Origin of the sequence: Acetobacter lambici (assembly GCF_011516885.1) — a bacterium.
In the GTDB taxonomy this organism is placed as follows: domain Bacteria; phylum Pseudomonadota; class Alphaproteobacteria; order Acetobacterales; family Acetobacteraceae; genus Acetobacter; species Acetobacter lambici.
Map to the genome: position 1 here is coordinate 81988 of NZ_WOTD01000004.1, position 26351 is coordinate 108338.

Consider the following 26351-nt stretch of genomic DNA (forward strand, 5'->3'; position numbering starts at 1 on the left):
ATTTTTTATAAAAACCTTTGAATTTTTAAACCTGTTGTATGTCCACCAGCCCAGAATAATCCACAAACCAAAACGGCGGAAAGAAAACTTTCCGCCGCCCATAAAAACTGGCTGTTATTTTATGGTTTTTACAAAGCTGGAGCAGGGCCTTTAACAATAGAGGCCAGATCATCCGGCCGGATCCACTGGCGGAACGCTGCCTGCACATCCGCCCCCGTGGCATTGTAATAGGCCTGAGCGCCACGGTCAGCATTATCCAGTGGCAGGCCGAGTTCTGTCAGATGCAGGTACTGGGCTGCGATCCTGTCCAGACTGGCACGGGCCAGCGGAATACTGCGCAAAAGAGATGCCTTGGCCAGAGCCAGCTCATCGTCCGATGGTGGTGCGGACTGCATGGCTTTGATATCACGCACAGCAGCGGCCTGTGCCTTGCCCACCTTATCGGGGTCTGCACCATAGTTGACCGTGTACATGCCACGGGTGCGGCCCCACTCAAACGCACTTCCCACTGTGTAAACGTACCCGGTTTTAACACGCAGATCACGGTACAGACGGGAGGAGAACAGACCACCACCCAGCACTTCGTTCCCTAACTGGAGCATAAAGTGGTCGGGCTGGGCTGCGGTCAGGCCCAATGTTTCGGCCAGCACGACCTCATCCTGCACACTGCTTTTGTCTGGCACCAGCGCGTGGGACGCCTTGCTCAGTGGCACGGCAGGCAGGTCAATATCGGGGGCTGCTCCCTCGGCTTTCCAGCCACCAAATGCCTGTTCCAGAACTGCCTGTGCCTGTTCCGGGGTTACGTCGCCGGTCACAACAATGGTTGTTCTGTCTGGCCGCCAGACTTTTTTGTAATAAGCCTGCACATCATCATGCGTCACACTCATGATGGATTGCGGCGTGGCCTCACGCAACGTGGGGTCCTTGGGGGGGAGGACAGCCGTTTTTATAGCCCGGCTGAACAGATGTTCGGGCGAGAGCAGTTCACCTGCCTGTGCCTGCGCAGCCTGCTGGCGCACAACCTGAAAATCTTTATCTCCAATGGCAGGATGCAGTTCGTTATCCGCCAGAAGGGCCACACCTTTTACAAAATCTGGTGTGAGAACCTGCAAGGAGAACGAACTCCCCGCACTCTCCCATGCAGGAATGTCGTCCAGAGCCTTCTGGAAGGCCAGACGGTCATACTGCGTGGTGCCGTAAGAGAACAGTGCTTCGGTCACATCATTCACCCCATCCTGCCCGGCGGGCTGCTGGAGAGAGGGGGTCTGCCGGACCTGACCATTGACCTGAATGGTGTGGCTAACATGGGAGGGCCAGACAATCAGCTTGATCCCGTTGGACAGGGTGCTGACATATGGCTGAGGGGTAGGCTCGGGCTTGTCCAGTTTGAGCAGTGCTTTTTCGGCCCATTCAGGCAGTTTGACTGGCTTGTCGGGGGAAGAAGCAAAGGATTCCGCTCCCCCGAACCCCTTGCCCGATACGGCATTGCCTGAGCTTTCCGGCGTAAGCACCGCAGATACAGCATGGGCGGGGTTCAGCAGAATTGCCGCCAGTTTGTTAACAGCCTCGGGCGTTACAGCCTGATAGGCGGCGACCAGATCACCCGGTGCATCCAACCCCTGAAAAGCAAGTGCCGTGGACCAGGTGGACGCCAGACCACTTACTGAGTTAGCGGCAAACTGCATTTGTGCAATTTCGCGCCGTTTGGCCGCTTCCACCAGATCAGCCGGAACACCATTCTTGCGAATATTCTCCAGCACCGCACGCATATCCGCCATAGCCTTTGCGGAATCCCCCCCCTTGGGGAAAGCGGCCAGAGCAAGCCCAAACCCGGCTTCCTTTTTGGGTGCGTATTCAAACCCTGCGAACAGCGCCTTACCCTGCGGCACAAGGTCGTACAATGCGCCACGCTGGCTGGCCAGCACGTCAGACAGAACATCCGCCGTAGCGTAATCAGCGGCGGATGAACCGGGCATGGGGAAGGCAAGCGTTGCAAACCCTACGGGGTAGTCCGTTGCGAGCGTAAGCGTTTTGGCTGGTGGAGGAACTGGGGAAACCTTATGCCGCACTGGCAATGTTTTACGTGGAACACCGCCAAATGCATCTTCCACCAGTTCCAGGGTGGTTACCGGGTTTACATCACCCACAATGACCAGAATGGCATTGTTGGGCGCGTACCATTTTTCGTAAAATGCCCGCAGATCGGCGGCTTTTGTTTTGTCAAACGATGGCCGCGTACCCAGTGCATCGTGCTCATAGGGCGTGCCTGCGAACAAAATGGCCTGCAACTGTTCAAGATAACGGTAAGCAGGACTGGACAGATCGCGCGAGACTTCCTGCTCAATTGCACCGCGCTCCTTGCTCCAGTCCGCCTCAGACAGGGTCAACCCGCTCATGCGCAGGGCTTCGATCTTGAGCAGAACTGGCAGGTCGCGCGCCTGTGCAGTGTAAAAATACTGGGTTACATCCTCGGTCGTGTCAGCATTATAGCTCCCGCCAAGACGGGTGCCCACTGCGGCCAACTGGTCCTTGTCCAACCCCTGACTGCCACGGAACATCATGTGTTCAAGCGCATGTGCCGTGCCGGGAAAACCCTTTGGCACTTCAGCCGAACCAACCAGATAGTTAATTTCCGTTGTGACCACCGGTGCAAGCTTGTTGGGCACGATCACAACCCGCAAACCATTGGGTAGGGTTGCGCGCACCACCTGAGCACTGCTGAGCGAAGGTGGTACAAAGGCAGATGGCATGGAAGGAGCCGCCGCCTGTGCAAACGCGCCAACAGGCGAGAGCGCACTGCCGCACAGAGCCAGCCCCGCAACCAGAGCGACACCCCGCACACGAGAGATGGTCATTTTACGAAAAATCATGAAAAATCCTGTGTCCTGTGGAAAACAGCAAGGAAAAACACCTAGTAGCCCATAGCGGGCAAAGGCAGCTTTTTAGCCAGCGCAGACAGCTTGTGCCGCCGCAGTTCGGAGCGGGCTTTGGCGTCCTCGGTCATGTAATTGAGCTGGATGGTATAGCGCGACCCCACAAACTGCTTATGCCCGTGCCAAGTGGTTGGCCCATTGGGAAAAACAAGTAGCGTACCATCCACTGGCTGTACTTCCTTTGCGTAGTCCTCAATATCATGCGGGCCACGCAGCAGGCGCAGGCAACCCTCCTGCTTTTCCCAGCCCGGCCCTGCGGGATTGAGGTAGAGCAGAATGGTCACGCGTTTGGCCACTGAGTCTGTATGGATGCGGCCATCCTTCTCCCGCGTGCGGCCACGGATGGTCAGCATGGAGGGAGCGTTTTCCAGATCAAGGCCCAGCTTCCGGGCGATAATCCCCCGCAGTTCCGGCCCTTCCATCTCCCGCACCAATGCCTGCACAAGGGAGGAGAGCTTAAGCGATTGCGGAGGAAACGACCCACCCGAACTGATAGCGGGAAGGCTTGCGAACACGCGGGGCAGATCATCCTTACGAATAAAATGCGGCACCATAATATGCGTAAATGGCTCCGCGCACACGGGAGCCTGCGTTAAAGCCGCGTAATCGGGCTGAATGGTGGAGTCTGAGGTGGTCATACCCTGTTGTCCGCAAAAGTGAACCTGTTAACCGCCGAAACGGTAGAAGGGTTACGCGGCATAAACAAGACCCCGCCGTTACGAGCGCCTTTTACTGCGGCCCTTACCGGGTTTTGGCTCATACCCACCACCGCCCGGCCCCAAAGGACGCGGCACCTGCTGCCCCTTGCCCGCACCCCTGCGCCCCGCGCCCTGCCCGGTTTTGGGCGAGGGTGGCGGTGCATCCAACCCGAGTTGCAAGGCTTCGAGCCTTTTAATTTCATCACGCAGGCGGCCTGCTGTTTCAAACTCCAGTTCGGCTGCGGCATCACGCATCCGCTTTTCCAGCCCAGCTATGGTGGTGCGCAGGTCCTGCCCAACAAATTCGGCCACCCCGGTATCCTCATCCGGGGCGACGGTCACGTAATCCTGCTCGAACACGGAGCCGACAATATCGCCAATATGCTTGCGCACACTCTGGGGGGTAATGCCGTGCGCCTCGTTCCATGCCATCTGCTTTTCCCTGCGGCGGGCAGTCTCTTCCACCGCGTAGGTCAGGGAGTCGGTCATTTTATCCGCATACAGCAGCACGCGCCCATCCACGTTACGCGCGGCGCGGCCTATGGTCTGAATGAGCGATGTGCGTGAACGCAAAAAGCCTTCCTTATCCGCGTCCAGAATGGCCACTAACGAACACTCGGGAATATCCAGCCCCTCACGCAGCAGGTTAATGCCGATCAGCACGTCAAAGGCCCCTATGCGCAGGTCACGAATAATTTCGATCCGCTCCAGCGTATCCACATCCGAATGCAGGTAGCGCACCCGAATACCCGCTTCGTTCATGTAATCGGTCAGGTCTTCGGCCATGCGCTTGGTCAGGGTGGTCACCAGCACGCGGCTACCCTTGGCTATGGTCTCGCGGCATTCAGCCAGCAGGTCGTCCACCTGATGTTCCACGGGGCGGATAACGGTTACAGGGTCTATCAGACCCGTGGGGCGAATAACCTGTTCGGCAAATACGCCACCCGTGCGCTCCATTTCCCACGGGCCGGGGGTCGCGCTCACAAATATGGTCTGTGGGCGAAACTTGTCCCACTCCGCAAAATTGAGCGGCCGGTTATCCAGACAGGAAGGAAGCCGGAACCCAAAGTCCGACAAAATGGATTTACGTGCAAAGTCTCCGCGCTCCATGCCACCAATCTGGGGCACGGTTACGTGGCTTTCATCCACAATCAGCAAGGCATCTTCGGGCAGGTATTCAAACAGGGTTGGTGGCGGATCTCCCGGTTTACGACCGGAGAGGTAGCGTGAGTAATTCTCAATTCCCTTGCACACACCTGTTGTTTCCAACATTTCCAAGTCGAAGGTGGTGCGCTGGTCCAGCCTCTCGGCCTCCAGCAGCTTGCCGTCTTTGGTAAACTGGTCCAGCCGTGTACGCAGTTCATGTTTTATACCCTTTATGGCCTGATTGAGTGTAGGCCGGGGCGTTACGTAATGGCTGTTGGCGTAAACGGTAACTTCCTGCAAATCAGCCGTTTTATCACCAGTGAGCGGATCAAACTCGATAATACCGTCCACCTCATCGCCAAAGAGGGAGACACGCCACGCCCGGTCTTCATTCTGCACGGGAAAGATATCCACACTCTCCCCCCGCACACGGAACGCGCCACGCGCAAAAGCCGCGTCGTTGCGGCGGTATTGCAGTTCCACCAGACTTTTGATCAGCTTGTCGCGGTCGATCTCCCCCCCCAGCTCCAGCTTGACCACCATGCGGGAGTAGGTCTCCACCGAGCCAATACCGTAAATGCAGGAGACCGAGGCAACAATAATCACATCATTCCGCTCAAGCAGCGCCTGTGTGGCTGCATGGCGCATACGATCGATCTGTTCGTTAATCTGGCTATCTTTTTCAATATACGTGTCCGAGCGCGGCACATAGGCTTCGGGCTGGTAATAATCGTAATAGCTAACAAAATACTCCACGGCATTGTTGGGGAAAAACTGCTTCATCTCCCCATAAAGCTGCGCGGCCAGTGTTTTGTTGGGAGCCAGAATAAGGGTTGGCTTCTGGGTGGCTTCAATCACCTTGGCCATGCTGAACGTCTTGCCCGAGCCGGTTACGCCGAGCAGCACCTGATCGCGCTCCTGCCCATCCACCCCGGCCACAAGCTCCTTGATCGCCTGCGGCTGATCACCTGCGGGATCATATTCGGAGACAACCTCCATCCTGCGCAGGCGCGGACGGACTGACTGTTGCTCCGGCACAAAGGTCACGGGCGGCAGGCTGGCTGCCCGTTCGCTCAGAGAAGGCCGTTTTTTGCCACGCGACGGCGGCGGCGCGGCGGAAGAAGATGAAGCACCCATGCCTACAAGATGGTCAACTCTGCCCCCCTATGCAAGGGAGCAACTGTTGCAAACACGCGCAATGGCGGGGCACGTCCTGCAAAGTGGACACGGAAGGGCATAATCACCATGCCCCACCGTCCACCACAAAGCCCCCGCCAGGCAGGGAGAGCAGGTCAGACCCGGTTTACGAGCGCGCAGGAGGCGCCATAAACTCGGGCCCCACGGGGTCGGTAATGGTCTTGTCCAAAATGGCGTCAATAGCAGCCATGTCGTCCTTGCTCAGTGTCCAGCCAAAGGCGTCCTGCACACCTGTGATCTGCTCGGGCTTTCTGGCACCCCACAGGGCAATGGTTGGCCCCCGGTCCAGCACCCAGCGGATAGCGAGGGCAAGCAGGCTTTTGCCATGCTGTTCCGCAATGGTTTTAAGTCCTTCCACCGCGTTCAGATACTGGCTGAAACGAGGCTGCTGGAACTTGGGGTCCACCTTACGCAGGTCATCGCCCGTAAACACATGCTCCGCCGTCATTTTACCTGACAGAAGACCACGGCACAGCGGACCATAGGCCAGAACAACCAGTTTGTTGGTGACAGCATAAGGCAGAATATCTTTTTCAATCTCACGCTCAAACAGATTGTAAGGTGGCTGAATGGCCGCAACCGGCGCGAACTTGCGAAACTCATCCATCTGCTCGGGCGAAAAATTACTCAGCCCAAGAGCGCGGACCTTGCCACTCTGAACACTTTTTTCCAGCGCGCGTGCGGTTTCCTCAAATGGAGTTTTAGGGTCAGGCCAATGCACCTGATAAAGATCAATATGGTCCGTGCGCAAACGCTTGAGCGATGCGTCCAGCTCCTCCTCGATCCGTGCTTTCCGGCTATCACGGAACACCTGACCATCCTGCCAGTTCAGCCCCACCTTGGTTGCCAGCACAACCCGGTCGCGCCGTCCTTCCAGCGCCTTACCCAGAATTTCCTCCGAATGACCAAATCCATAGACTGGAGCTGTATCAATCAGATTTATGCCAACATCGAGTGCTTTATCTATTGTTTTTGCAGCGTTATCATCATCAGGCCCACCCCACATGGACCCACCCATGGCCCATGTGCCCAAGGCAATACGCGAGGCCGGTTTGGGAATGCCCTCAATCGTTATAAATTCCGCCGTCACGTTATACTCTCCCAGACTATGTTTTTCTCCAACAGGCCAGTTACGGCGCTATTGCCACACTCTACCCATTAAACACCGCATCTGGATAGAGATGCAGTATTTTACTGCAAAGATGGGTTGACCTGTATGCACGGCACCCTACACTGCACGACCATGAACGCTCACACCCCTTCTGTGTTTCCTCGTGCTGGTGTGCTGGCTATTGTGCGCCGTGATTGTAATTTTCTGCTAGTCCGCCGTGCCAACGCACCCGATGCGGGTTTATGGGGTTTTCCCGGCGGCAAGGTAGAAGGGGGAGAAGCCTTTTTCCGCGCTGCCGAACGTGAACTTATGGAAGAAACATCCTTACAGGCACAAGCAACATCTCTTGTAGACGTGTTTGACAGCATACATTACACACCCGACGGCACGCTGGCTTTTCATTACCTTATTCTGGCCGTACTCTGCACCGAACCCCAACCCGCCCTGACCGTTCCCGTTGCCGGGGATGACGCGCGGGAGGTCCGGTGGTTCAGTTATGAGGAAATCAGCCAGCTTGGCACAAAAGCCAGCGCACGCCTGTATACGATTGCGCAAAGCATTATGCAGGCACAAAAGTAGATCTGAAAAAGCATTTCAGCACAGTCTGTTTTTTATTCGCCTTACGAGCGCCTGAAAACCAGAAAGCCCTGAAACTAAATTTTTAAAACTATAGACTATAGGTTTTGCGCGCCGGTTTTGGTGCCCCTGCGCGCCCCAGCCCAAATATCCATCAGAACCGACGGATTTTTTTACTCCGCACCATACCCACGCACAACGTAACAAACACAACACAGGCAAATACCCCCCCCATAACCGCCATGGAAACAGGCAGGCCGGGGATCAGATACGTTGGCGCATCACACGGTTTGGACGGCATAAGTGGCATGGAGGCCCAGCGTTCCGCCAGCGTGCGCCCCACAACATGGGCGGCATGGCAGGCGGGGAACGGGCTTGGCCACCACTTCCACTCCACACCTACATGGCATATTGCAAGACCCTCCGCCACAAGCAGGACAGGCGCGCACAGCCACAAAACACCCCGCCCCACCCGGGCAGGCAGAACAGGCACCATAACTCCCAGCACAATAAGCACACGCCACGGCCAGCGCTCCCACAGGCATAGCTCGCACGGCATGATTCCAAGTTTGTGCTGCGTCCACCACGCAACGCCAAGGGCTGCAACACCAGCCAGAATCATAAAAAAAGCAACCGTGCTCAGCCGCATGGGTTTTTTCATGCTGTTCTCACCTCAGACAACGCCGCGATAAACGACCGCGCCCAGCTTGCGGCGGTAACCCGCCACACTTCCGAGCGCAACCGCTCCCAGCGTACGCGCCGCTCGGAACCGGACATGCTTAACGCCTTGTGCAGGGCGGTTGCAATTTCGTCCGAGTCATGAGGATTGACCAGCAGTGCATCCTCCATGTCCGCCGCTGCACCGGCAAAGCGGGACAGAACAAGCATGCCCGGATTATCGGGCCGCTGGGCCGCCACATATTCCTTGGCAACAAGGTTCATCCCATCACGCAGGGGGGTCACAAGGGCTGCACTTGAGATCTGGAAAAAAGCTGCCAGAAGTTCACGCGGGAGCGGGTGGGTCAGGTAACGCACGGGGGTCCAGTCGAACTCACCATACGTGCCGTTAATGTGCCCTACAATCTGGTCCAGTTCGGCACGCAGGCTCTGGTATTCGGGCACACTCCCGCGTGAGACTGGCGTGATCTGGAGGTACGCAACCTTGCCCCTGTATTCAGGGTAGCGTTTGAGGAACGTATCGTACCCACGCAACCGTTCTGGCAGACCTTTGGAATAATCCATACGGTCCACGCCAATAATCAGTGGCATGCCGCGCAGGTCCTGCTGCAGGCGCTGCACCTGTGGCAGGGTCTGACCCGCACGCGCACAGCTTGCAAAACTGTCCGGGTCAATTCCTATGGGAAAAACGCGCGCTCTGGCGGGAATACCCAGAACCGAGAAAGCCTCGTTCATGTTCCGGGCATCGTCTTCGGTCTGCACGCCAATCACATCATAGGCACGCAGGGCACGCAGCAGGGCCGAGGCTTCAGGCAGGGAGCGCATCAGGCTCCATGGTGGAAAGGGGATATGCAGAAAAAAGCCAATCCGGGCTTTGACTTTTAAATCCCGCAGGGCTTTCCCCATAGGGAACAGGTGGTAATCATGCACCCACACCATGTCATCCTGCTCAAGCAGGGGGGCCAGTCTGGTGGCGAACAGAGTGTTGACGCTGGCATAAATCTGCTGATCATGCCGACTATAATTCATCAGCCCGGCACGGTAATGACACAGCGGCCACAGGATGCCGTTGGAATAGCCCTGATAAAACCCGTTATATTCCTTCTGGGTCAGCCCTATGGTCGCGTAGGTCACATTGCCAAGTGTATCCACACCAAGCGGCCTGTCCGCGCCATCTCCGCCTATCTGGTGACCAGACCAGCCAAACCACAAACAGGGATGATCCTGAATAGCGGCCCGGAGTGCTACAGCCAGACCGCCAGCGGGTTGTTTGCGGTCACGTACTGCTGGTACCCTGTTGGAAACAATGACCAGCCTTTGCATGCCTCACCCCCTACCTGCAACAAGGGATGCCAGCCAGGCCCTGAACACCGCCGGTGTGGGAAAATCCGCAGGAATACGGAAAAAATCTCCCCCCATACGGTGAACAGCAGCCATGCCGTCCTCATCCGTTACGTCATCCCCCACAAAAACGGGTTTACGCCCGGCAAAGGGGGCGGTTTCCATCAGCACAGATACAGCATACCCTTTATCCACCCCGGTCGGGCGGATTTCCCACGCCATTTTGGCGGGCTGGAGCATGAATGCACCATCGGATTCCCTAACCCAGCGTTCCGCCGTCTGGCGCAGGACTTCCGCTTTTTCGGGGGCAGCACGGTAGTGCAGCACAAAGCCGCCCTGCTTGTGCTCAAGCCGCGTGCCCGGCAGGGTCGCTAGCAGATCGGACGCCTGCACCAGCCAGCGCTGTGGCATGGTAGGCAGCACAGCCCGCTCCACAGGGCCACCGGGGCGGTGGCGGATGGCCACGCCATGTTCGCCGGCAACGGCAAAGGGAACATCCCCTAAAAACTGATCAATCTGCTCGATCGGCCGACCCGAAATAATTGCCAGCGCATCCCCACAGGCATTGCGCAGGTGGGTCAAGGTTTCCAGCAGATCGGGGGGGACCACCACGGACTCGGGGGTTGGGGCTATGTCCACCAGTGTGCCATCAAAATCCAGCAAAAACGCTGTCTGGCTCAGGGGTGGAATTTTAAAACGGTTGTCCTGCGCAAAGGAGGAACCAAACACAATGCACCTCTTTTATTATCTGTCTGCGGCGCCGGGCAAAACCCACATGCCCCTATGGCGCAACAGTAATGATCAGGAATTCTTCAAATCGGGGTCTTAATACGTCCCATCACTCTCCGGCTGGAACGGATTGGCGTTATCCGGCGCAGCAGGGCGGGCGGGGGCCACAGGGGCGGCAATCCCGGGCTGGCCGGGTTGGGCTGGAGCACCTGCTGGCATGCCCGTACCATCCTCAACCGGAGCGGCTTCTGGCAATGGTGGGGGGGTGACGGGTTTGGGCAGGGCTGGCAGGAACGGGGCCATATCATCCCCTCCGCACTTGACCATGCGCACATCGTAAACCGAACTTTCCAGCACCCCAAGGCCCGGCTCGGCCGCCAGCATCCAGCCTTTAAAAGTTGCCCCGCCGGGGTGGGTGTCCTGTATTTCCAACCATGCGGCGGCATCGGGCGCGCGGGTTGGAGGGCGCTGGAGGCAGCGGCGGGCCAGAATGTCCAGATTTTTATAATGTGTCGGCTCGCCCCCTACTGGCACGGACAACACCTCCACATGGGCGTCCAGTCGGTCCAGAACACGCACAACGGCTGTGCCCTTACCCTGCCATGTGCCTGAGGGGTAAACAGCAGGGGGGGGCAGCGGAGTGCCCGCAGCCCATACCGCACCGCCACCAGAACCGGCAAAAGCCAGCAGACCCGTTACCAGCAGGCGGGAGCACCGCCCCCAGACCAGCATTTTCATGCTCCGGCCACCTTGGGGGACGAAAGGGATGCCACAAGGTCTGCCAGACGTTCACGCATAACCTGTTCACTTACCCCCATCAGCACTGCATCCTCAAACGCGTCTGCCAGAACCTGCTGCACTTCCTGCCAGTTTTCTTCCAGCATGCGCAGTTTTTCCTGACATGTAACGGGCTGCCCGTCTTCTTGCGGCCATATGCGCAACGCCGTCATTCTGTCCGCCTCAATCATAGTCGTCTTGCTAAACTGCTTTTATGTCTGTTTCAGGGCAGGCTTGCGCCGCTGCCCCCACTCTGGCCCTCTGCTGCCCCCTTGTTGGCGCGGGTAAGCGTATCGGTCACAGAGAAAATAAACTTGCTCAGGAGTTGTTCCAGACTGATCGACCCCTGGGTCTGGCTGATGGTAGCCCCTGCCTGCAGGGTCTTGTCATCCCCACCGGGGGAGAGGGCGATATATTTGCCGCCAAGCAGGCTGTCGCTGGTAATAATGGCCGCTGTATCCGCCGAGAGGTGGATATCCGGGCGCACGGTAAAGACAACATGCGCCTTGAAGGTCTGCGGGTTTACGCTCTCGCTCTGCACGGTGCCGATTGTTACCCCGGCCAGCCGCACGTCCGAGCCAACACTCAACCCGTCCACCTGCGAGAAATCAGCCCCCAGCCGATACCCGACCGTATCTGTCTTGCGGCCTTCGCCGACCACTGCTGCGGCCAGCATACCCGCCAGAGCCACCAGCACGGCTGTGCCAGTCAGAAGCTCCGCCAGACTGCGCCGTGATTTTTCCGCCATTGCCGATGCCATAAACTACGTACACTCCCTGATGAGACAGACCACTCTAACAGGGAATGAACCGCAAATCACGCCTCGGGAGCACCCTCGGGCGTCCATGCTTCATAATCGCCGGTTGCGGGCGGGTGCTGGCCGGTTGCGTAAAGGCTACCCTGCGGGTGGTAGGCCTGTGCGGTTCCGGTCATGTTGGGCTGGTGGGGCAGTTGCCAGGGTTTGCGCTCCTCCGCCGCAATGGGGGCATCAAGCGTATGGTGCAGCCACCCCCACCATTCGGGCGGCACGGCGGAGGCATCTTCCCCTTTAAGGTAGATGACCCAGCGTTCGGGGCGCTCCATGCCACCACCCTTGCGGGCCGGGCCGGTTGATTCATAATAACAGCGGCCATCGGCATCCTTGCCAAACAGCCGACCCTTCCGGCGCGTATGCAGCCATGTTCCGAAATTTGCCATGGGAGGATGATAGGACTCCGCATGACCTGTGGTCCATGTTTTATCGCAAACCACCCGATCAACCGCGCGCGAGCAGGGGGTTGGCAAAAGTTATCCCCCATATCCTCATTTTGCAGGGTGATAACCCGGCCCCGAACGTGTTTTGTCGGGTTACGCCGCCAGTGCGCGCAGCGGTAACATGGGGCCATGACAACAGCCAGACGCCATTGGAACGGTGTGCTGATGAGCACACTGGAAGCCGCAGCAGACCCGGACGCACCGCTCCGCTCCGTTACCCTGCCCGCAGAGTGGGATGTGGACGCCGCGTCCGCACTTGCACAGCTTATGCCGGGCGACGGCCCGATCGACCTGCCCACGCTTGCGTCGCGGTGGATCACGGCCCTTGCACCGGACGAGGCCTCGGCCAGATCACTGGTCTGGCTGCTGCTGACGCGTCAGGCGGCTCCGGTGGAGGCCGTGTGGCACTGCACATTCGACCGCCCGGCGGGGTTTGTGGTCAATCTGGCCGCCTTTGTCTCCCCCGGGGAAGGGTTTGCCGCGCGGACCTTTGTTGCGGCCCTCAAGCTCATCTGCTCGGTACTGCGCCAGACGGCCCTGAACAAAGCGGACCAGCGTAATGGTGATCTGCTACTACCTGACCTGTTTGTGCCCACCCCCTCCGCCGGAACAGACGCCCCCCCCATGCAGGCCCTCACAGCGGGAGACATCCTGCTGACCAACATGGATGCCTGTCTGGCAGGAGTCGGGCTTGATTATGATAGCGAGGATGGCCGCGCCGCCGCCTGCGCCATTACGGCACTGGCCACACTGACCGCCCACGCGGGACGTGGACCGGAGTCCCTGCCCCTGCCCCCCGTCCGGACCGTACTGCCCGGACTGGGCGAGACCCTGCGCGCGGTCTGGAATGAAGCCGCAGTGGAAACCGATGCGCCCGTAGCCCCGATTGAGACAGGATTTTCCACCCCCAACCCCATAGATGGGTTGCTTGGCGTGGAAGCCTGCGGGCTGGCTCCCGTGTTTTCCATGCTCCGCCCAGATGGCAGGCTGGCCAGCAGCACGCGCCAACGGCTGGACGTGCGCGGCTTTACGGTGGAAACCGCACTGGCCGCAGCCCTTGCGGGCGAGACTGTGCTGCCCCAGCCCGGCCCCAAGGCGCATCTGGCCATGTACCGCGCGCTAACCGGCTTTGCAGACCGCATGCCCGCCCGCCCCGAAACACTGCCCACCCCCGTAAAGCTCAGGCTGGAGCGGGGCATGCGGCGGATTCTACCCGCACGACATGGTGGTTTTACACAAAAAACCACCATTGGCGGCCACCGCCTGTTCATGCGTACGGGGGAATACGAGGATGGCACGCTGGGTGAGCTGTCCCTCACCCCCACGCGGGAAAGTCCGATGGTGCGCGGGCTGATGGAAAGCTTTGGCGACGCCATAAGCATTGGCCTGCAATATGGCGCGCCACTGGAAGCCTACGTGGAAAATTTTGCCTATTCCTGCTTTGGCCCCGCAGGCACGGTGGAGGGCGACCCGGTTGCCTCCTATGCCACTTCCATGCTGGACTATGCGTTCAGGGCCCTGTCCGACACCTATCTGGACAGACGCCTACCCGACGGCCCCCACCAGGACAGTGCGTCCGAGCCGGACCCGCTCCTCCCGCTGGACCTGCCCGAGGGGGACGATACACAGCCCACACGCCCACGGCGCAACCTGCGTCTGGTCTGCTAGGCCCCGGTTTTTTACAAGGAACGGAACAAAACGCCATGAGCACTCCCCAATCCCGTCTGGCCGAACTGGGTATTGACCTGCCCACACCCGCAGCCCCCGTGGCCAATTATGTGGCCTGCGTACAAACAGGCTCGCTCCTTGTGGTGTCTGGTCAGTTGCCCCTGCATAATGGCAAGCTGTTCGCCACCGGCAAGCTGGGAGATGCGGTGAGTGTGGAAACAGCGGTGGAAGCCGCGCGTTACAGCATGATCAACGTCATTGCCCAGGTCAAAGCCGCCGTGGGTGACCTCTCCCGCGTTAAACGCGTTGTGCGTCTGGGCGGCTTTATTGCCTGCACACCGGACTTTACGGCCCATGCCTCTGTCATGAACGGGGCATCCGATCTGGCGGTTGCCGTGTTCGGGGATGCAGGACGTCACGCACGCTCCACCGTTGGTGTGCCCTCCCTGCCGCTGGATGCACCGGTGGAAGTGGAAGGCCTGTTCGAGATCGCCTGACCAAGCGGAAAAAACCTTATGGCTGACTGGTCCGTTACCCTGCACAACAGCATTCACGACATTCCCGCAAGGGAGTGGGCGCAGTGTGCGGGGCCGGACAACCCTTTTATCAGCCATGAGTTTTTAACCGCACTGGAAGACAGCGGCTCCACGGGGCCTACAAGCGGGTGGGTGCCACGGCATGTCTGCCTGCACGCCCCTGATGGACAACTGGCCGCTGTCTGCCCCGCCTACCTTAAAGGCCATTCGTGGGGCGAGTACGTGTTTGATCAGGGTTGGGCCCGCGCGTTTGAGGCCGCAGGTGGCCGCTACTACCCCAAGCTCCAGATTGCGGTTCCGTTTACCCCCGCCCCCGGCCCCAGACTGCTCCTCCACCCCAATGCCCCGCCTGAGACCGCCTCCGTTATGGCGGACGCCCTGCGCCAGATCTGCGCGGATACGGGCCTGTCCTCCGCCCATGTGACCTTCTGCACCGAAGCGGAAAGCACCGTGCTACACCAGCGTGGCTGGCTGCCCCGCCTTGGCCTGCAATACCACTGGCACAATAACGGCTACACAACATTTGACGATTTTTTAGCCACACTCTCCGCCCGCAAGCGCAAAAGCATCAAACGCGAACGGCGAGACGCCAATGCCGCGGGCCTGACGTTTGAAACGCGGCAGGGAGCCAGCATAACGCAGGCAGACTGGCAGGCTTTTTACCAGTTTTACCGCAACACGATCGACCGCAAATGGGGGAGCGCCTACCTGAGCGAGGACTTTTTTCCGCTCATGGCGCAGCGTCTGGGTGATCGGGTGGTGCTTATGCTGGCGCGTAACGGCGCAACCCCTGTGGCCGCGGCCCTGAACCTGATGGGCACAAATACGCTCTATGGCCGCAACTGGGGGTGCGAAGGCAACTGGCCCTTCCTGCATTTTGAACTCTGCTATTACCGGGCCATTGATTTTGCCATCGCCCACGGCCTGCAACGTGTGGAGGCCGGGGCACAGGGGGAGCACAAAATCCAGCGTGGCTATGTGCCTACCCTCACCCACTCCGCTCACTGGCTGCAAAACCCCGCACTGCGCGATGCGGTGGATCGGTTTTTGCAAGCCGAGCGCCCCGCCATACAGGCCGAGGCCCAAGCCCTGAACGCCCTAACCCCCTACCGGCAGGACCACCCGCCCCAAAACCCGTAACGCCACACCCCACGACCCACCCCCACAAAAAGGGCAAAGGGGGCTGCAAACATTGTCGGCACGCGTTTTTTTGCGTATGCCCGCCTGATCTTTTTTCCACCTGCTGATGCGACCGGACTGGCACTGATGAGCACATCCTCCTCCCTCCCCCCCGAACATCAGGCCAGCCTGATTGATGGCAAGGCTTTTGCCGCAACCGTGCGCCAGCAGATCCGTGAGGATGTTCTGGCCTTCCATGACCAGCATGGCGTAACGCCCGGACTGGCCGTTATTCTGGTCGGTAACGACCCGGCGAGCGAGGTCTACGTTAAAAACAAGGCCATTCAGACCCACCATGCAGGCATGCGCTCCTTCATGCACATGCTACCGGAAACCACGTCTGAAACCGAGCTGCTCACCCTGATCGGGCGGCTGAACAACGACCCCGAAATTCATGGCATTCTGGTTCAGCTCCCCCTGCCCAAAGGGCTGGATGCACGGCGCATTACCAACGCCATTGTGCCCGAAAAGGATGTGGATGGTCTGGGTGAGGTCAACGCTGGCCGTCTGGCCGTGGACCTGCCCGGCATTGTGCCCTGCACGCCCCTTGGCTGCCTGATGCTCCTGCGCGACCAGCTTGGCGACATGAAGGGCCAGCATGCCGTGGTCATTGGCGCGTCCAACCTTGTGGGCAAACCCATGGCGCTTTTGCTGCTGGCAGAAGGCTGCACGGTCACCATTGCCCATATCCACACGCGGGATACGGCAGCCCTTGCGCGCGAGGCCGATATTCTGGTCGTGGCCACCGGCTGCCGCGAACTGGTCAGGGGCGGCTGGATCAAACCCGGTGCCACGGTTATTGACGTGGGCATTACCCGCACCCAGACTGCAAGTGGTAAAAGCCGCCTTGTAGGTGACGTGGCGTTTGATGAGGCCGTAAAGGTAGCCGGTCGTATTACCCCCGTACCGGGTGGTGTTGGCCCCATGACCATTGCCTGCCTGCTCAAGAACACACTCACCGCGGCACAGATGCAGATCGAGGGAAAAACCGAATGAGCCTGAACCGCCTGTGCGTTGAACTGATCCCCCGCTCCGCCGAAGCGCTGACGCAGGACCTGGAAACCGTTAAAACCGTTTTCCCCGTGGCGGATACGCTCAACGTGCCTGACCTCATGCGCTTCCCCCTACGGAGCTGGGAGGCAGCGGCCCTGCTGCACCCGAGCTTTCCGCGCGTTATTCCGCATATCCGCGCCATAGACATAGCACCCCACGCCCCCCTGCCCGGCGCCGAGCAGGAGGGTCTGGAGGAAATTCTGGTCGTACACGGGGACCCTCCGGCCGACCTGTCCATGCGCACGTACCCCAACAGCACGGAAAGCATTATCCGCCGCTACCGCAAGGAAGCGCCGCACCTTAAGGTCTATGCCGCGTTCGACCCCTACCGCCGCGCCCCGTGGAAGGAACTGGAGGACATCGCCCGCAAGAAGGAAGCCGGAGCCTGCGGCTTTTTCACCCAGCCCGTGTTTGACTACAAACTGTTCGACCTGTGCCGCGAGTGGTTGCAAGGCGAGGATGTGTTCTGGGGGCTGTCCCCCGTTATTGGTCCACGCTCACGCTCCTACTGGGAGACCACAAACCACATTGTGTTTCCCAAGGATTTTTCCACAACACTCGAATCCAACATCGCCTTTGCCCAGACTGTCCTGCGCGAACTGAACCGGGACAAGGGCTCGGCCTATCTTATGCCCGTGCGCGTTAAACTGGAGCACTACCTGCCCGCCCTGCTTGAAGCGGTGTCCTGAACAGGCACACCCCCGCAGGAGGACCTTAACCTCCGTATTGCCGGGTGTGCCGCTTTTACCAACGGGGTCGGCATGGCGTTTTACCTTCTCTCCTTCCATGGCGCTCTGGTCGGCTTTACCGGCCAGCGCCTGCACCCACTCTGCCCCACGGCGGGCACAAGCCGCGCCACCACCCCCATTGTGCTGGACGCGCAACACAACACGCTCGCCCCCGGTGGGGCCTTTGTGCAGGCCCAACCCATAAGCTCCATTGCCAAGCGCCCCCTTGTGGCACTCAGGGCGGGCAATGCTTATCTTTCCAGCAGAAGCTCCACACAGTTTGACGCCGTTCCCCTGTGCGCCACATGGGAGCATTTTCTGCTCCTCCCCCCCGAACTGGCCGACCTGCTGCGCACACTGCTGCGGGGGGCATGGCATGATGGCCGCACCTTTGTAGGCCAGCCCACCTGCACGGGCCACGAACTGCGCCTTGGCCCGCACACATGGCCTGTGGAGCAGCTACAGGCAGAGTTCCGGGCTGATACGCTCACCCTATGGACCAGTGCCGCCCCCCAGAAGGTCACACTAAGCGCGAGCCCCTCCCGCGTACTGGAAAACCTGCTCGAAAACGTGACCGAACTGCTTGAAGTTGGTGCATTCCGCCGTGCGCTCAGCCCATGGGCCACGGTGGATGATGTGCGCGAACAAGTCCTCAAGCTGAGCATCACCCCTTCGGCCATTGCCCCATGCATTGTGCTGGCACAGCTCTGCTGCCAGTGCGGGCAGGGGGAACTGGGCATGCAGTTTGCAGTGTATGCCCAGTCTTTTGCCCAGATGGCCGACCTGGTGTGGCTACAGGCTCTTATAGCCCTGCGCCTGCATGACCACGCGCGCGCAGCCGACCTGCTGGCCGTGGCCCTGCGCGAGCGCTATCCCAAACAGGATTTTTCAGCCACGCTGCCAGCACTCCTAGCCCGCCTGCCGCAGGGGGAGGACGCACTGCTGCTCGTACCCGACATGCTGTACGAACTCGACCTGCCCGGCTTTGATGAACGGTTTGACACCCTGCTGGTGCCCATGCGGCTGGCCGCCAAAAATGGTCCGGACATCCGCCAGATATACGCCATGCTGTTCGAGAACGCCTACCAGCGGCTCAACACCGCCACGGACCTGCGCCTGCTGGAAACCGAAGCCCGCCTGAACGGCCTGAGCTGGTGGACCGAAACCGCCATGGGCCACACAAGCTGGCTGGCGGGGCTTATGGCCGAGGCCGATGCCCACTACGCCATTGCCCGCCGTCTTGCCTTGCAGGCAGGGGCCATGCCCTCGCCCGATAATGCCGGGATTTTCTCGTGGCTGGGGGCGCAGGAATGCAGCCAGCTTGCCAGCCGCGCCATACCGGACCGCACGGGTGTTTCACGCTGGGAATGGCGGTTCAGTCCGGCGGGAACGCCCCCCGCTCTCTGTCTGGTTTTTGCGTGTGACAGTGCGAACTTTCACCTCCTGCCCGGCCTTATCCTTTCCCTGCTGCAAGCCTACCGGCAGGACCGCTCCAGCGGACCGGTGCAGCTTTGCATTGGCGTTGCCAACCCCAACACCGAGCAACTGGCCTTTTTACGCACCATTGCCGACTGGCTGGAACAATACGCCGCCAGCCTGCGCCTGAGCTTTGGCCATGGCGCCACCGCCGAACGGGATACAGCATTAGAGCCCGCGTTACGTTACCTGATCCTGCCAGACATTGTAGCCCGGTTCCGTTGCCCGGTGCTTACGGGGGATTGCGCGGGGTATTTTCCCGCCAATACAGCCACGTTGCTCCGCACGCTCAAAAATACCGCCACTTACGGGTTTGATCTGGCACTGTTCAACCATGATGGCCGCCAGAGCCACGGTACGCCTTGGGGCATTGGCACGGACACAGCCTATTTTGGCGAGCCTGAACGCCTGCCCGCCATTGCCGCTTTTATGAATGATTACCTGAACACCGTTTATACGCCCAAAAGCACGGTCCATACCGCCATGGACCGCTGCGCGCTGGCACAGATGCTACGCCACTTCATTCTACCCCACTGGAGCAGCCTGTCTGTCCGGTTCATGAACGAGGGAGCGGCCGTGCTGGTCATGCCTGCGGGAAGTATTGCAGCAGGTGCTGTGCTGGTCTCGCAGGCGGATGTGCTGCACGACCTGGCAGTCCATACGCCCCGCCGCCCCACAAAACCAACTCCGCCAACAGCCTGACCGGCCAGCCCGCACAGGCTGGCCGTGTGCAGCAGGCTAGTGCTGGTTACTGCCGTAAAGAGCGGTCAGGCTGGCGGCCCCCAGCTTGTGGTGGTTCACCATAAACCCAACCAGTGCCGGACTGGCATCGGGCGTTATGTCGAGCATGGGCACGTCCAGCGCATACACCGTAAACACGTAGCGGTGCACATGCCCCGCAGGGGGTGCCGCTCCGCCATAGCCGGGTGCGCCAAAATCGGTGCGGACCTGCACGGCCCCTTCTGGCAGACCGGCTTTGCCCGAGCCCGCCCCTTGGGGCAGGGACGTTGTGGTGGGGGGTATGTTCACCACAACCCAGTGCCACCAGCCAGAGCCGGTCGGGGCATCGGGGTCATAGACCGTCACCACAAAACTCTTTGTCCCCTGTGGCGCACCGTGCCACTGGAGCGGGGGAGAAAGATTCTGCCCGCTCTGGCCCATACCATTATAAACCTGAGCCTGTGGCAGCACATCCCCATTGGCAAAGGCAGGGCTTGTCAGAACAAACGCCATGGCGGACGCTCCCCTTACCAGTTCTTGCTGATCAGCCAGAACTCTTCGGATGTCAGGGTCACACGTTCGCCGGATTCGGCGGCGGCACTGGCCAGCGCTTCAATCCGTTCAATCATGATCACCTTGCGCACATGGGTTTCGGATGTTTCCGCACTGGTTTTGAGAACACCGAGCGAAACACCAGAAGCCTTGGCCACACGGGCCGCATCAAGCAGAGCATAGGACATACCGGGACGTCTCCTTACGTAAACTGTGGGCCAAAGCGGAACTGGCTGTGGCTTCTCCACCCCGAATCTGGCCTTCCATGGCCATATGCGCAAGCCCCGTAGCGTGGAGGCAGACCTCCCTTTCCCTCTGGCATTGCGCTGCCCTATTGCGTAAACCCGGCACACCATGAGCAACCGCACCGAAGATTTTGACTTCCACCTCCCCGAGGCCCTGATCGCGCAGGAGCCCGCCCGCCCGCGTGAATCCGCACGCCTGCTGGATGCCACAATGCCGCACACGCTAGTGGACCGCCATGTACGCGACCTGCCAGCCCTGCTACGCGCGGGGGACCTGCTGGTGGCCAACAACACGGCGGTTATTCGCGCACAGCTCCATGCCCTGCGCGGGGAGGCCAGAATTGGCATAACGCTCGACCAGATCCGCCCCGATGACACATGGCACGTACTGGTGCGCAACGCCCGCCGCCTGAAGGTGGGGGACACACTCACTTTCCCCCACTCGGACCAGACTGCCCAGGTCATGGCGCTGGAACCCGGTGGGGGGGCAACCCTGCGCTTTTCATGCGAGGGGGATGCGTTTGACGCGTTCTTGCAAACAGCGGGCGCTCTGGCCCTTCCGCCCTACATCCACCGCCCCAATGGCCCCACGGCGCAGGACAGCAAGGACTACGCCACCATTTTTGAGCGCTACAAAGGGGCTGTGGCCGCCCCAACCGCCGGGCTGCACTTTACGCCAGACCTGCTGGCCGCGGTAGATGCCACGGGGGCCGAGCGATGCACCTTAACGCTGCATGTAGGGGCCGGTACGTTCCTGCCCGTCCGCGCGGATGATATTGCGCACCACCACATGCATTCCGAACACGGGGTGATCACCCCCGAAACTGCTGCGCGCATTAACGCCACGCGGGCGGCGGGGGGGCGCATTATCGCCATTGGCACCACCACCCTGCGCCTTTTGGAAAGTGCGGCGGACGAGTACGGCACTGTGCACCCGTTTGCGGGTGAGACCGCTATTTTCATCCGTCCCGGTTACCGCTTTCGGGCGGTGGATATGCTCATGACCAACTTCCATCTGCCACGCTCAACCCTGTTCATGCTGGTCTGCGCCTTTGCCGGGCAGGAGCGGGCAAAAGCGGTCTATGCCCATGCACTGCACACCGGCTACCGTTTTTATTCCTATGGCGATGCCTGCCTGCTCACATGTGCAAACAGCGTTCATGCCGGTTAAAGACTCCCGCCCTCCACAGCCCCACCCCACAAGGACCAATCGATGAGCCGTTTCCACTGGACCTGTGACAGTACTGATGGTGCCGCCCGCGCGGGCATGCTGCACACAGCCCACGGCCCCGTGGCCACGCCTACCTTCATGCCCGTGGGCACGGTTGGCACGGTCAAGGCCATGACCATGGACGCCGTGCGCTCCACAGGGGCGGGCATTGTGCTGGGCAACACCTACCACCTTATGCTGCGCCCCGGCGCCGCACGGGTGCGCGCACTGGGGGGGCTACACCGCTTTATGGACTGGTCCGGCCCGATTTTGACCGATTCGGGGGGCTTTCAGGTCATGTCCCTCGGGGCATTACGACGGCTGGATCAGGACGGAGTGACCTTCCGCTCCCATATTGATGGGTCGGAGCATCGGCTAACGCCCGAAAGCTCAACTGGCATCCAGCATGATCTGGATGCCACCATAACCATGTGTTTTGATGAGTGCCCCGCCCTACCCGCCCCACCCGAGGCCATTGCCGCCTCCATGCGCCTGTCCATGCGCTGGGCCGCCCGCTCGCGCGAGGCTTATGTGCTGCGTGCGGGTTATGGCCAGTTTGGTATTGTGCAGGGGGGCACGGAAACCGACCTGCGCGCCGAAAGTGTGAAGGCGCTGACCGATATAGGGTTTGAAGGCTATGCCATTGGCGGTCTGGCGGTGGGCGAGGGGCAGGAGCTCATGTTCGCAACGCTGGACACCACAACCCCGATCATGCCGGCTGACAAGCCACGCTACCTTATGGGGGTTGGCACACCGGACGACCTGCTCGGCAGCGTGCAGCGCGGAGTGGATATGTTTGACTGTGTCATGCCCACGCGCGCGGGCCGCACGGCACGGGCTTACACCGAGCGGGGCACGCTCAACCTGCGCAATGCCCGCCACGCCACGGACGCCCGGCCCATTTCCCCCCATTGTGACTGTCTGGCCTGCACACGCTACAGCCGCGCGTATCTGCACCACCTGTTCCGCGCGAACGAAATTCTGGGGCCCATGCTGCTCACATGGCATAATATCGCCTACTATCAGCGCCTCATGCGCCAGATCCGTCAGGCCATTATGGACAAAAATCTGGACACCACGGCCGCACGCATGCGCGCCGACTGGACCGCACAGGACTGGACGGAAGATGAAATGCCACAGCCCCACATTCCCCCCATTCCCTAACGCCCCCACAGACCTGACCACCCCTTGCGGGCCAGCCCTTCACGCATGACAAAGGCCATAGATCCCTCCGCCCCACCCCCGGTTGGTGCGTCACACGCCAACAGCCGCCTTGGTGCGCGCATACGTGCAAAAGCGCTGGAACTGGGGTTTGACGCCATTGGCTTTTGCCCGGCCACACTGGGGCCGGAGGCCCGTGCGCGTTTGCAGGATTTTCTGGCAAACGGATACCACGGTCAAATGGACTGGCTGGCCGAACGTACGGAACAGCGCAGCCAGCCAACAGCGTTGTGGCCCGAGGCCCGCACGGTGATTGCCCTTGGCCTGTCCTACGCACCGCCGGACGATGCTCTGGCAACCCTGCAAAAACCCGACTGCGGCAATATTTCCGTCTACGCCCGCCACAGGGACTACCATGATGTGGTCAAGGGCATGCTCAAGCATCTGGCCCAGTTTGTGGTGCGTGAGGGCAGACTGGCCACTGTGGGGGCACCCGAGGTCAAAGTGTTTGTGGATACAGCCCCCGTGGCCGAAAAACCTCTTGCCCACAAAGCCGGGCTGGGGTGGGTTGGCAAACACACCAACCTTGTCTCCCGCCAGCATGGGAGCTGGTTGTTTCTGGGAGAAATCTACACAACGCTTGACCTGCCCTCCTCCGCCCCCTCCGGCGGTGGATGCGGCAGTTGCACCCGCTGCCTGAACGCCTGCCCCACGCAGGCTTTTCCCACGCCCTACCAGATGGATGCGCGGCGCTGTATTTCCTACCTGACCATCGAACATGCAGGCCCCATACCACTGGCCCTGCGCCCCCTGATGGGCACCCATATTTATGGCTGTGATGACTGTCTGGCCGTCTGCCCGTGGAACAGGTTTGCCCACGCGGCACGCCACATCAAACTCCAACCCCGCGCAGACCTGATCGCCCCTGATCTGGCCACCCTGAGCCAGCTTGATGATCCGGCGTTCAGAACCCTGTTTTCAGGCTCCCCCATCAAACGGATCGGGCGGGACCGTTTTATCCGCAATGTGCTGGTCGCCATTGGCAATTCCGGCAGGCCGCACCTGCTGCCCCATGCCCACGCCCTGACAACCGACCCAGACCCGGTTGTGCGTGACGCCGCATACTGGGCAATTGCCCAGCTTGAAAGCCGCCAGACATGAGCCGCCATTTACGCAAACGCAGCCTGATACTGGCCGGGCATGATACGAGTGTTGCACTTGAACCCGCCTTCTGGGCCGTTCTGGAGGACATGATTACCCACCAGAACGTAACGCTGGTCCAACTGGTTACGCAGGTAGACGCAACCCGTGCACCCGATCAGTCCCTGGCATCCGCCCTACGGGTTACGGCTCTGCAATGGCTCCAGCGGCAGGCGGGAACAGACCCGCTCAAACCCCGTCTTTAACAAACCCAAGCTGTGCGTAATGGGCATGACCTGACCCAGCGGCCCTGACCTTTATTACCCGGCCAGATACCCCTCGACCGTGCTTATGCACGGACCACCCACCTGCACCGCTCCATCGGGGGCAACCTGCACACTAACCCGGCCCGCACGACCAACACAGCCCCCCTGAGTTGCGCTGTAATGGACCAGACCGGGGGGCAACAGGCCATGCACATGCCGGAACACGGCAACACTGCCATTGCCGCTGCCACATACGGGATCTTCCGTCACCCCCTGCGAGTTGGCAAAGGAGCGGACTTCTATGTCCTCCCGCCCCGCGCCATGGGCTGCAAACACGCTTATGCCCGTGGCCCCTAGGCAGTTTTCAAACACCAGAGAACGCCCTGAATCGGGCCGTAGAGCCAGCAACTGCTCCGCTGTGGCCACACGGGCCACAATCCAGACCGGCCCAACATCAATACGCAGCGGGCGTGCCACACGGTCCATCTGCACCCCCAGAATAGCCTCCAACTCCGTTATGTCAGCCTCATCCAGCACCGTCTGGCTCGCAGGTGGCAACGCGAAGGATAGCGTGCGCCCAACCCCGCTGCCCGCCACCTTGAACGCCACAAGGCCTACGCCACATTCCTGCACTAACTGGCCATTACGCGGAGTGGCCCGCCCGGCCTCCAGCACCGCATGGGCGCTGCCAAGGGTGGGGTGCCCTGCAAAGGGCAGTTCACTCCGGGGGGTAAAAATACGTAGCCTGTAGTCCGCCACCGCATTTTGGGACGGGAGCACAAAGGTTGTTTCTGACAGGTTGGTCCAACTCGCGATCGCCTGCATGGCAGGGGTATCCAGCCCCTGTGCATCCAGCACCACGGCAACCGGGTTGCCTGCAAAAGGTGTTTTTGTAAAAACATCCACAACCTTGTAAGCACGCTTCATAAAACTTCTCGCATAAACGGTGCAAAATAGAAAAAATTGAGCAAGCGTTGCGGGCTCAGGCTGCGTTTATGGGGCAATGACATCCCGCGCTGACCTGCCCCAAGCCCGCCAGACTTATGCCTGTGTGGGCCTTATGGCGGACAACAGACCCAGAATAAGCCGGTTAAGGGGCACATCAAGCCCATGCCGCTCCGCAGCCCGCACAATGGCCCCGGTTATGGCGTCATATTCCAAAGGCCTGCCTGCCTGCCGATCCTGCAACATGGATGTTGTGCTGTCGGGCGGCACATTCTGAAGCCATACGAGTGTGTCCTCCACATGCCGTGCGGTCAGGGCCGCTCCCTCCGCCTGACCAACACGCGCCACTTCGGTCATGACCTGCCGCGCATTGGCCACAAAATCCGGCTCGCGCAGGACCCCCGTATGCCGCCCGCACAAGGTGGTCAGCGGGTTGGCGGCACTGTTAGCCAGCAGCTTGGTCCATACCACGGTAGCCATATCCTCCGCCGTGGTTACGCGCAGCCCCCCCGCCTGCAAAGCCACACTCAGGTCATGGACCTGCCTGTTGGCGGGCAGGCACAGATCAGTCGGGCCGATTCTGCGCAGGACGGAACACCCCGGAGCGGGCCGTTCGGCATTAAAATAAACAACTACGGGCAGCCCCACTGCCAGCGGTGCGTAGGCGGCAATGCGCTCGCATTGCTCCAGACCATTCTGGGCTACCAGAATACGGGCATCCGGCCGGTTGAAGGCCGCAATCCAGTCCGCCACATCGGCTGTCTGGTACGCCTTGACCGCTACAATGGCCACCGTGCAGCCCACCAGTTCCGCCGGAGTACGGGCATGCTGGACCGGATATTCAACCCCCAGCCCCCCCTCGCTCACCCGCAGGTGTGCAAACGGGTTACGCGCACCACAGACCTGCACCCGCCACCCCGCACGGGCAAAGGCCATAGCCACAACAAGCCCCACCGCACCGGCCCCGATCAGGGCAACCCCCGGCTGCGCGGGAGCATGGTGGGGAGATGTCTGTGTTCGCATGCTTCATCC

At 60.3% G+C, this 26351-nt stretch carries 26 protein-coding genes; 11 read left to right on the plus strand and 15 right to left on the minus strand.

Features of this window, described 5'->3' with window-relative positions:
• Positions 1-128: 128 nt before the first annotated feature.
• The 4 genes from GOB86_RS03840 to GOB86_RS03855 all read right to left on the minus strand — a co-directional run bounded on the left by GOB86_RS03840 (position 129) and on the right by GOB86_RS03855 (position 7064).
• Entirely contained in the window at positions 129-2870 is a 2742-nt protein-coding gene (locus GOB86_RS03840) for a M16 family metallopeptidase (protein WP_165991056.1), read from the minus strand.
• Positions 2871-2911: 41 nt separating this feature from the next.
• Positions 2912-3571: a 2OG-Fe(II) oxygenase gene (locus tag GOB86_RS03845; RefSeq protein ID WP_165991057.1), complete on the minus strand. Its 660-nt coding sequence runs from the start codon at positions 3569-3571 to the stop codon at positions 2912-2914.
• Between the two features lie 78 nt (positions 3572-3649).
• A complete protein-coding gene (gene uvrB / locus GOB86_RS03850; RefSeq protein ID WP_194301063.1) occupies positions 3650-5914 on the minus strand; it encodes an excinuclease ABC subunit UvrB in 2265 nt (754 codons plus the stop codon).
• A gap of 166 nt (positions 5915-6080) precedes the next feature.
• The gene (locus GOB86_RS03855) at positions 6081-7064 is read right to left on the minus strand and encodes an aldo/keto reductase (RefSeq protein WP_165991058.1); all 984 of its coding nucleotides are present in this window, start codon (positions 7062-7064) and stop codon (positions 6081-6083) included.
• 117 nt (positions 7065-7181) lie between these two features.
• On the opposite strand from GOB86_RS03855, the gene GOB86_RS03860 reads away from it, so the two are divergent.
• Positions 7182-7664, plus strand: coding sequence for an NUDIX hydrolase (locus tag GOB86_RS03860; RefSeq protein WP_408737303.1), 483 nt, complete (start codon positions 7182-7184; stop codon positions 7662-7664).
• A 151-nt stretch (positions 7665-7815) separates the two neighbouring features.
• On the opposite strand, the gene GOB86_RS03865 is transcribed toward GOB86_RS03860, so the two are convergent.
• The 7 genes from GOB86_RS03865 to GOB86_RS03895 form a co-directional block, all read right to left on the minus strand.
• Complete coding sequence (locus tag GOB86_RS03865; protein ID WP_242012487.1) at positions 7816-8322, minus strand: disulfide bond formation protein B; 507 nt, start codon at positions 8320-8322, stop codon at positions 7816-7818.
• Positions 8319-9662, minus strand: coding sequence for an alpha,alpha-trehalose-phosphate synthase (UDP-forming) (locus GOB86_RS03870; RefSeq protein ID WP_165991059.1), 1344 nt, complete (start codon positions 9660-9662; stop codon positions 8319-8321). Before GOB86_RS03870 ends, GOB86_RS03865 begins: the two co-directional genes overlap by 4 nt.
• A 3-nt stretch (positions 9663-9665) precedes the next feature.
• Positions 9666-10409: a trehalose-phosphatase gene (gene otsB, locus GOB86_RS03875; protein ID WP_165991060.1), complete on the minus strand. Its 744-nt coding sequence runs from the start codon at positions 10407-10409 to the stop codon at positions 9666-9668.
• 96 nt (positions 10410-10505) lie between these two features.
• Positions 10506-11147, minus strand: a complete 642-nt coding sequence (locus GOB86_RS03880; RefSeq protein WP_242012488.1) for a DUF2155 domain-containing protein — start codon at positions 11145-11147, stop codon at positions 10506-10508.
• Positions 11144-11359 (minus strand): hypothetical protein, encoded by a 216-nt coding sequence (locus GOB86_RS03885; RefSeq protein ID WP_165991061.1) that lies wholly within the window; start codon positions 11357-11359, stop codon positions 11144-11146. Before GOB86_RS03885 ends, GOB86_RS03880 begins: the two co-directional genes overlap by 4 nt.
• Before the next feature lie 50 nt (positions 11360-11409).
• The gene (mlaD, locus tag GOB86_RS03890) at positions 11410-11946 is read right to left on the minus strand and encodes an outer membrane lipid asymmetry maintenance protein MlaD (RefSeq protein ID WP_165991062.1); all 537 of its coding nucleotides are present in this window, start codon (positions 11944-11946) and stop codon (positions 11410-11412) included.
• Between the two features lie 56 nt (positions 11947-12002).
• Positions 12003-12437, minus strand: coding sequence for an NADH:ubiquinone oxidoreductase subunit NDUFA12 (locus GOB86_RS03895; RefSeq protein WP_338421509.1), 435 nt, complete (start codon positions 12435-12437; stop codon positions 12003-12005).
• A gap of 132 nt (positions 12438-12569) precedes the next feature.
• Here GOB86_RS03895 and GOB86_RS03900 point away from each other — a divergent pair, with 132 nt between their 5' ends.
• The 6 genes from GOB86_RS03900 (at position 12570) to GOB86_RS03925 (ending at position 19782) form a co-directional block, all read left to right on the plus strand.
• A complete protein-coding gene (locus GOB86_RS03900) occupies positions 12570-14108 on the plus strand; it encodes a TSCPD domain-containing protein (protein WP_165991064.1) in 1539 nt (512 codons plus the stop codon).
• 35 nt (positions 14109-14143) lie between these two features.
• Positions 14144-14605: a RidA family protein gene (locus tag GOB86_RS03905; RefSeq protein ID WP_086646354.1), complete on the plus strand. Its 462-nt coding sequence runs from the start codon at positions 14144-14146 to the stop codon at positions 14603-14605.
• A gap of 18 nt (positions 14606-14623) precedes the next feature.
• Positions 14624-15784, plus strand: a complete 1161-nt coding sequence (locus tag GOB86_RS03910; RefSeq protein WP_165991065.1) for a GNAT family N-acetyltransferase — start codon at positions 14624-14626, stop codon at positions 15782-15784.
• 126 nt (positions 15785-15910) lie between these two features.
• Complete coding sequence (locus GOB86_RS03915; RefSeq protein WP_165991066.1) at positions 15911-16819, plus strand: bifunctional methylenetetrahydrofolate dehydrogenase/methenyltetrahydrofolate cyclohydrolase; 909 nt, start codon at positions 15911-15913, stop codon at positions 16817-16819.
• Positions 16816-17565 carry a methylenetetrahydrofolate reductase gene (locus GOB86_RS03920; RefSeq protein WP_165991067.1) on the plus strand — a complete coding sequence of 250 codons (750 nt, stop codon included), beginning with the start codon at positions 16816-16818 and terminating at the stop codon, positions 17563-17565. The genes GOB86_RS03915 and GOB86_RS03920 overlap by 4 nt, the downstream gene beginning before the upstream one ends.
• Positions 17566-17637: 72 nt before the next feature.
• The gene (locus GOB86_RS03925) at positions 17638-19782 is read left to right on the plus strand and encodes a hypothetical protein (protein WP_165991068.1); all 2145 of its coding nucleotides are present in this window, start codon (positions 17638-17640) and stop codon (positions 19780-19782) included.
• Between the two features lie 36 nt (positions 19783-19818).
• Here GOB86_RS03925 and GOB86_RS03930 read toward each other — a convergent pair whose 3' ends face one another.
• Together GOB86_RS03930 and GOB86_RS03935 are read right to left on the minus strand one after the other, a co-directional pair.
• Positions 19819-20313 carry a kinase inhibitor gene (locus tag GOB86_RS03930; RefSeq protein WP_165991069.1) on the minus strand — a complete coding sequence of 165 codons (495 nt, stop codon included), beginning with the start codon at positions 20311-20313 and terminating at the stop codon, positions 19819-19821.
• Between the two features lie 14 nt (positions 20314-20327).
• A complete protein-coding gene (locus GOB86_RS03935) occupies positions 20328-20540 on the minus strand; it encodes a hypothetical protein (protein ID WP_165991070.1) in 213 nt (70 codons plus the stop codon).
• 166 nt (positions 20541-20706) lie between these two features.
• Between GOB86_RS03935 and queA the strand changes: the two genes are divergently transcribed.
• Genes queA through GOB86_RS03955 form a run of 4 tightly spaced genes read left to right on the plus strand, consistent with a single transcriptional unit; the run spans position 20707 to position 24374 of the window.
• The gene (queA, locus tag GOB86_RS03940; protein WP_165991071.1) at positions 20707-21768 is read left to right on the plus strand and encodes a tRNA preQ1(34) S-adenosylmethionine ribosyltransferase-isomerase QueA; all 1062 of its coding nucleotides are present in this window, start codon (positions 20707-20709) and stop codon (positions 21766-21768) included.
• A gap of 42 nt (positions 21769-21810) precedes the next feature.
• Positions 21811-22971, plus strand: coding sequence for a tRNA guanosine(34) transglycosylase Tgt (gene tgt / locus GOB86_RS03945; RefSeq protein ID WP_165991072.1), 1161 nt, complete (start codon positions 21811-21813; stop codon positions 22969-22971).
• Positions 22972-23016: 45 nt separating this feature from the next.
• Positions 23017-24129, plus strand: coding sequence for a tRNA epoxyqueuosine(34) reductase QueG (queG, locus tag GOB86_RS03950; RefSeq protein WP_165991073.1), 1113 nt, complete (start codon positions 23017-23019; stop codon positions 24127-24129).
• Positions 24126-24374, plus strand: a complete 249-nt coding sequence (locus GOB86_RS03955; RefSeq protein ID WP_165991074.1) for a ribbon-helix-helix domain-containing protein — start codon at positions 24126-24128, stop codon at positions 24372-24374. Before queG ends, GOB86_RS03955 begins: the two co-directional genes overlap by 4 nt.
• 54 nt (positions 24375-24428) lie before the next feature.
• Here the strand turns inward: GOB86_RS03955 and GOB86_RS03960 are convergent, their stop codons facing one another.
• Both GOB86_RS03960 and GOB86_RS03965 read right to left on the minus strand, forming a co-directional pair.
• Positions 24429-25301, minus strand: a complete 873-nt coding sequence (locus GOB86_RS03960) for a PhzF family phenazine biosynthesis protein (protein WP_165991075.1) — start codon at positions 25299-25301, stop codon at positions 24429-24431.
• A gap of 114 nt (positions 25302-25415) precedes the next feature.
• Positions 25416-26342, minus strand: a complete 927-nt coding sequence (locus tag GOB86_RS03965; protein WP_165991076.1) for a ketopantoate reductase family protein — start codon at positions 26340-26342, stop codon at positions 25416-25418.
• Positions 26343-26351 lie beyond the last annotated feature (9 nt).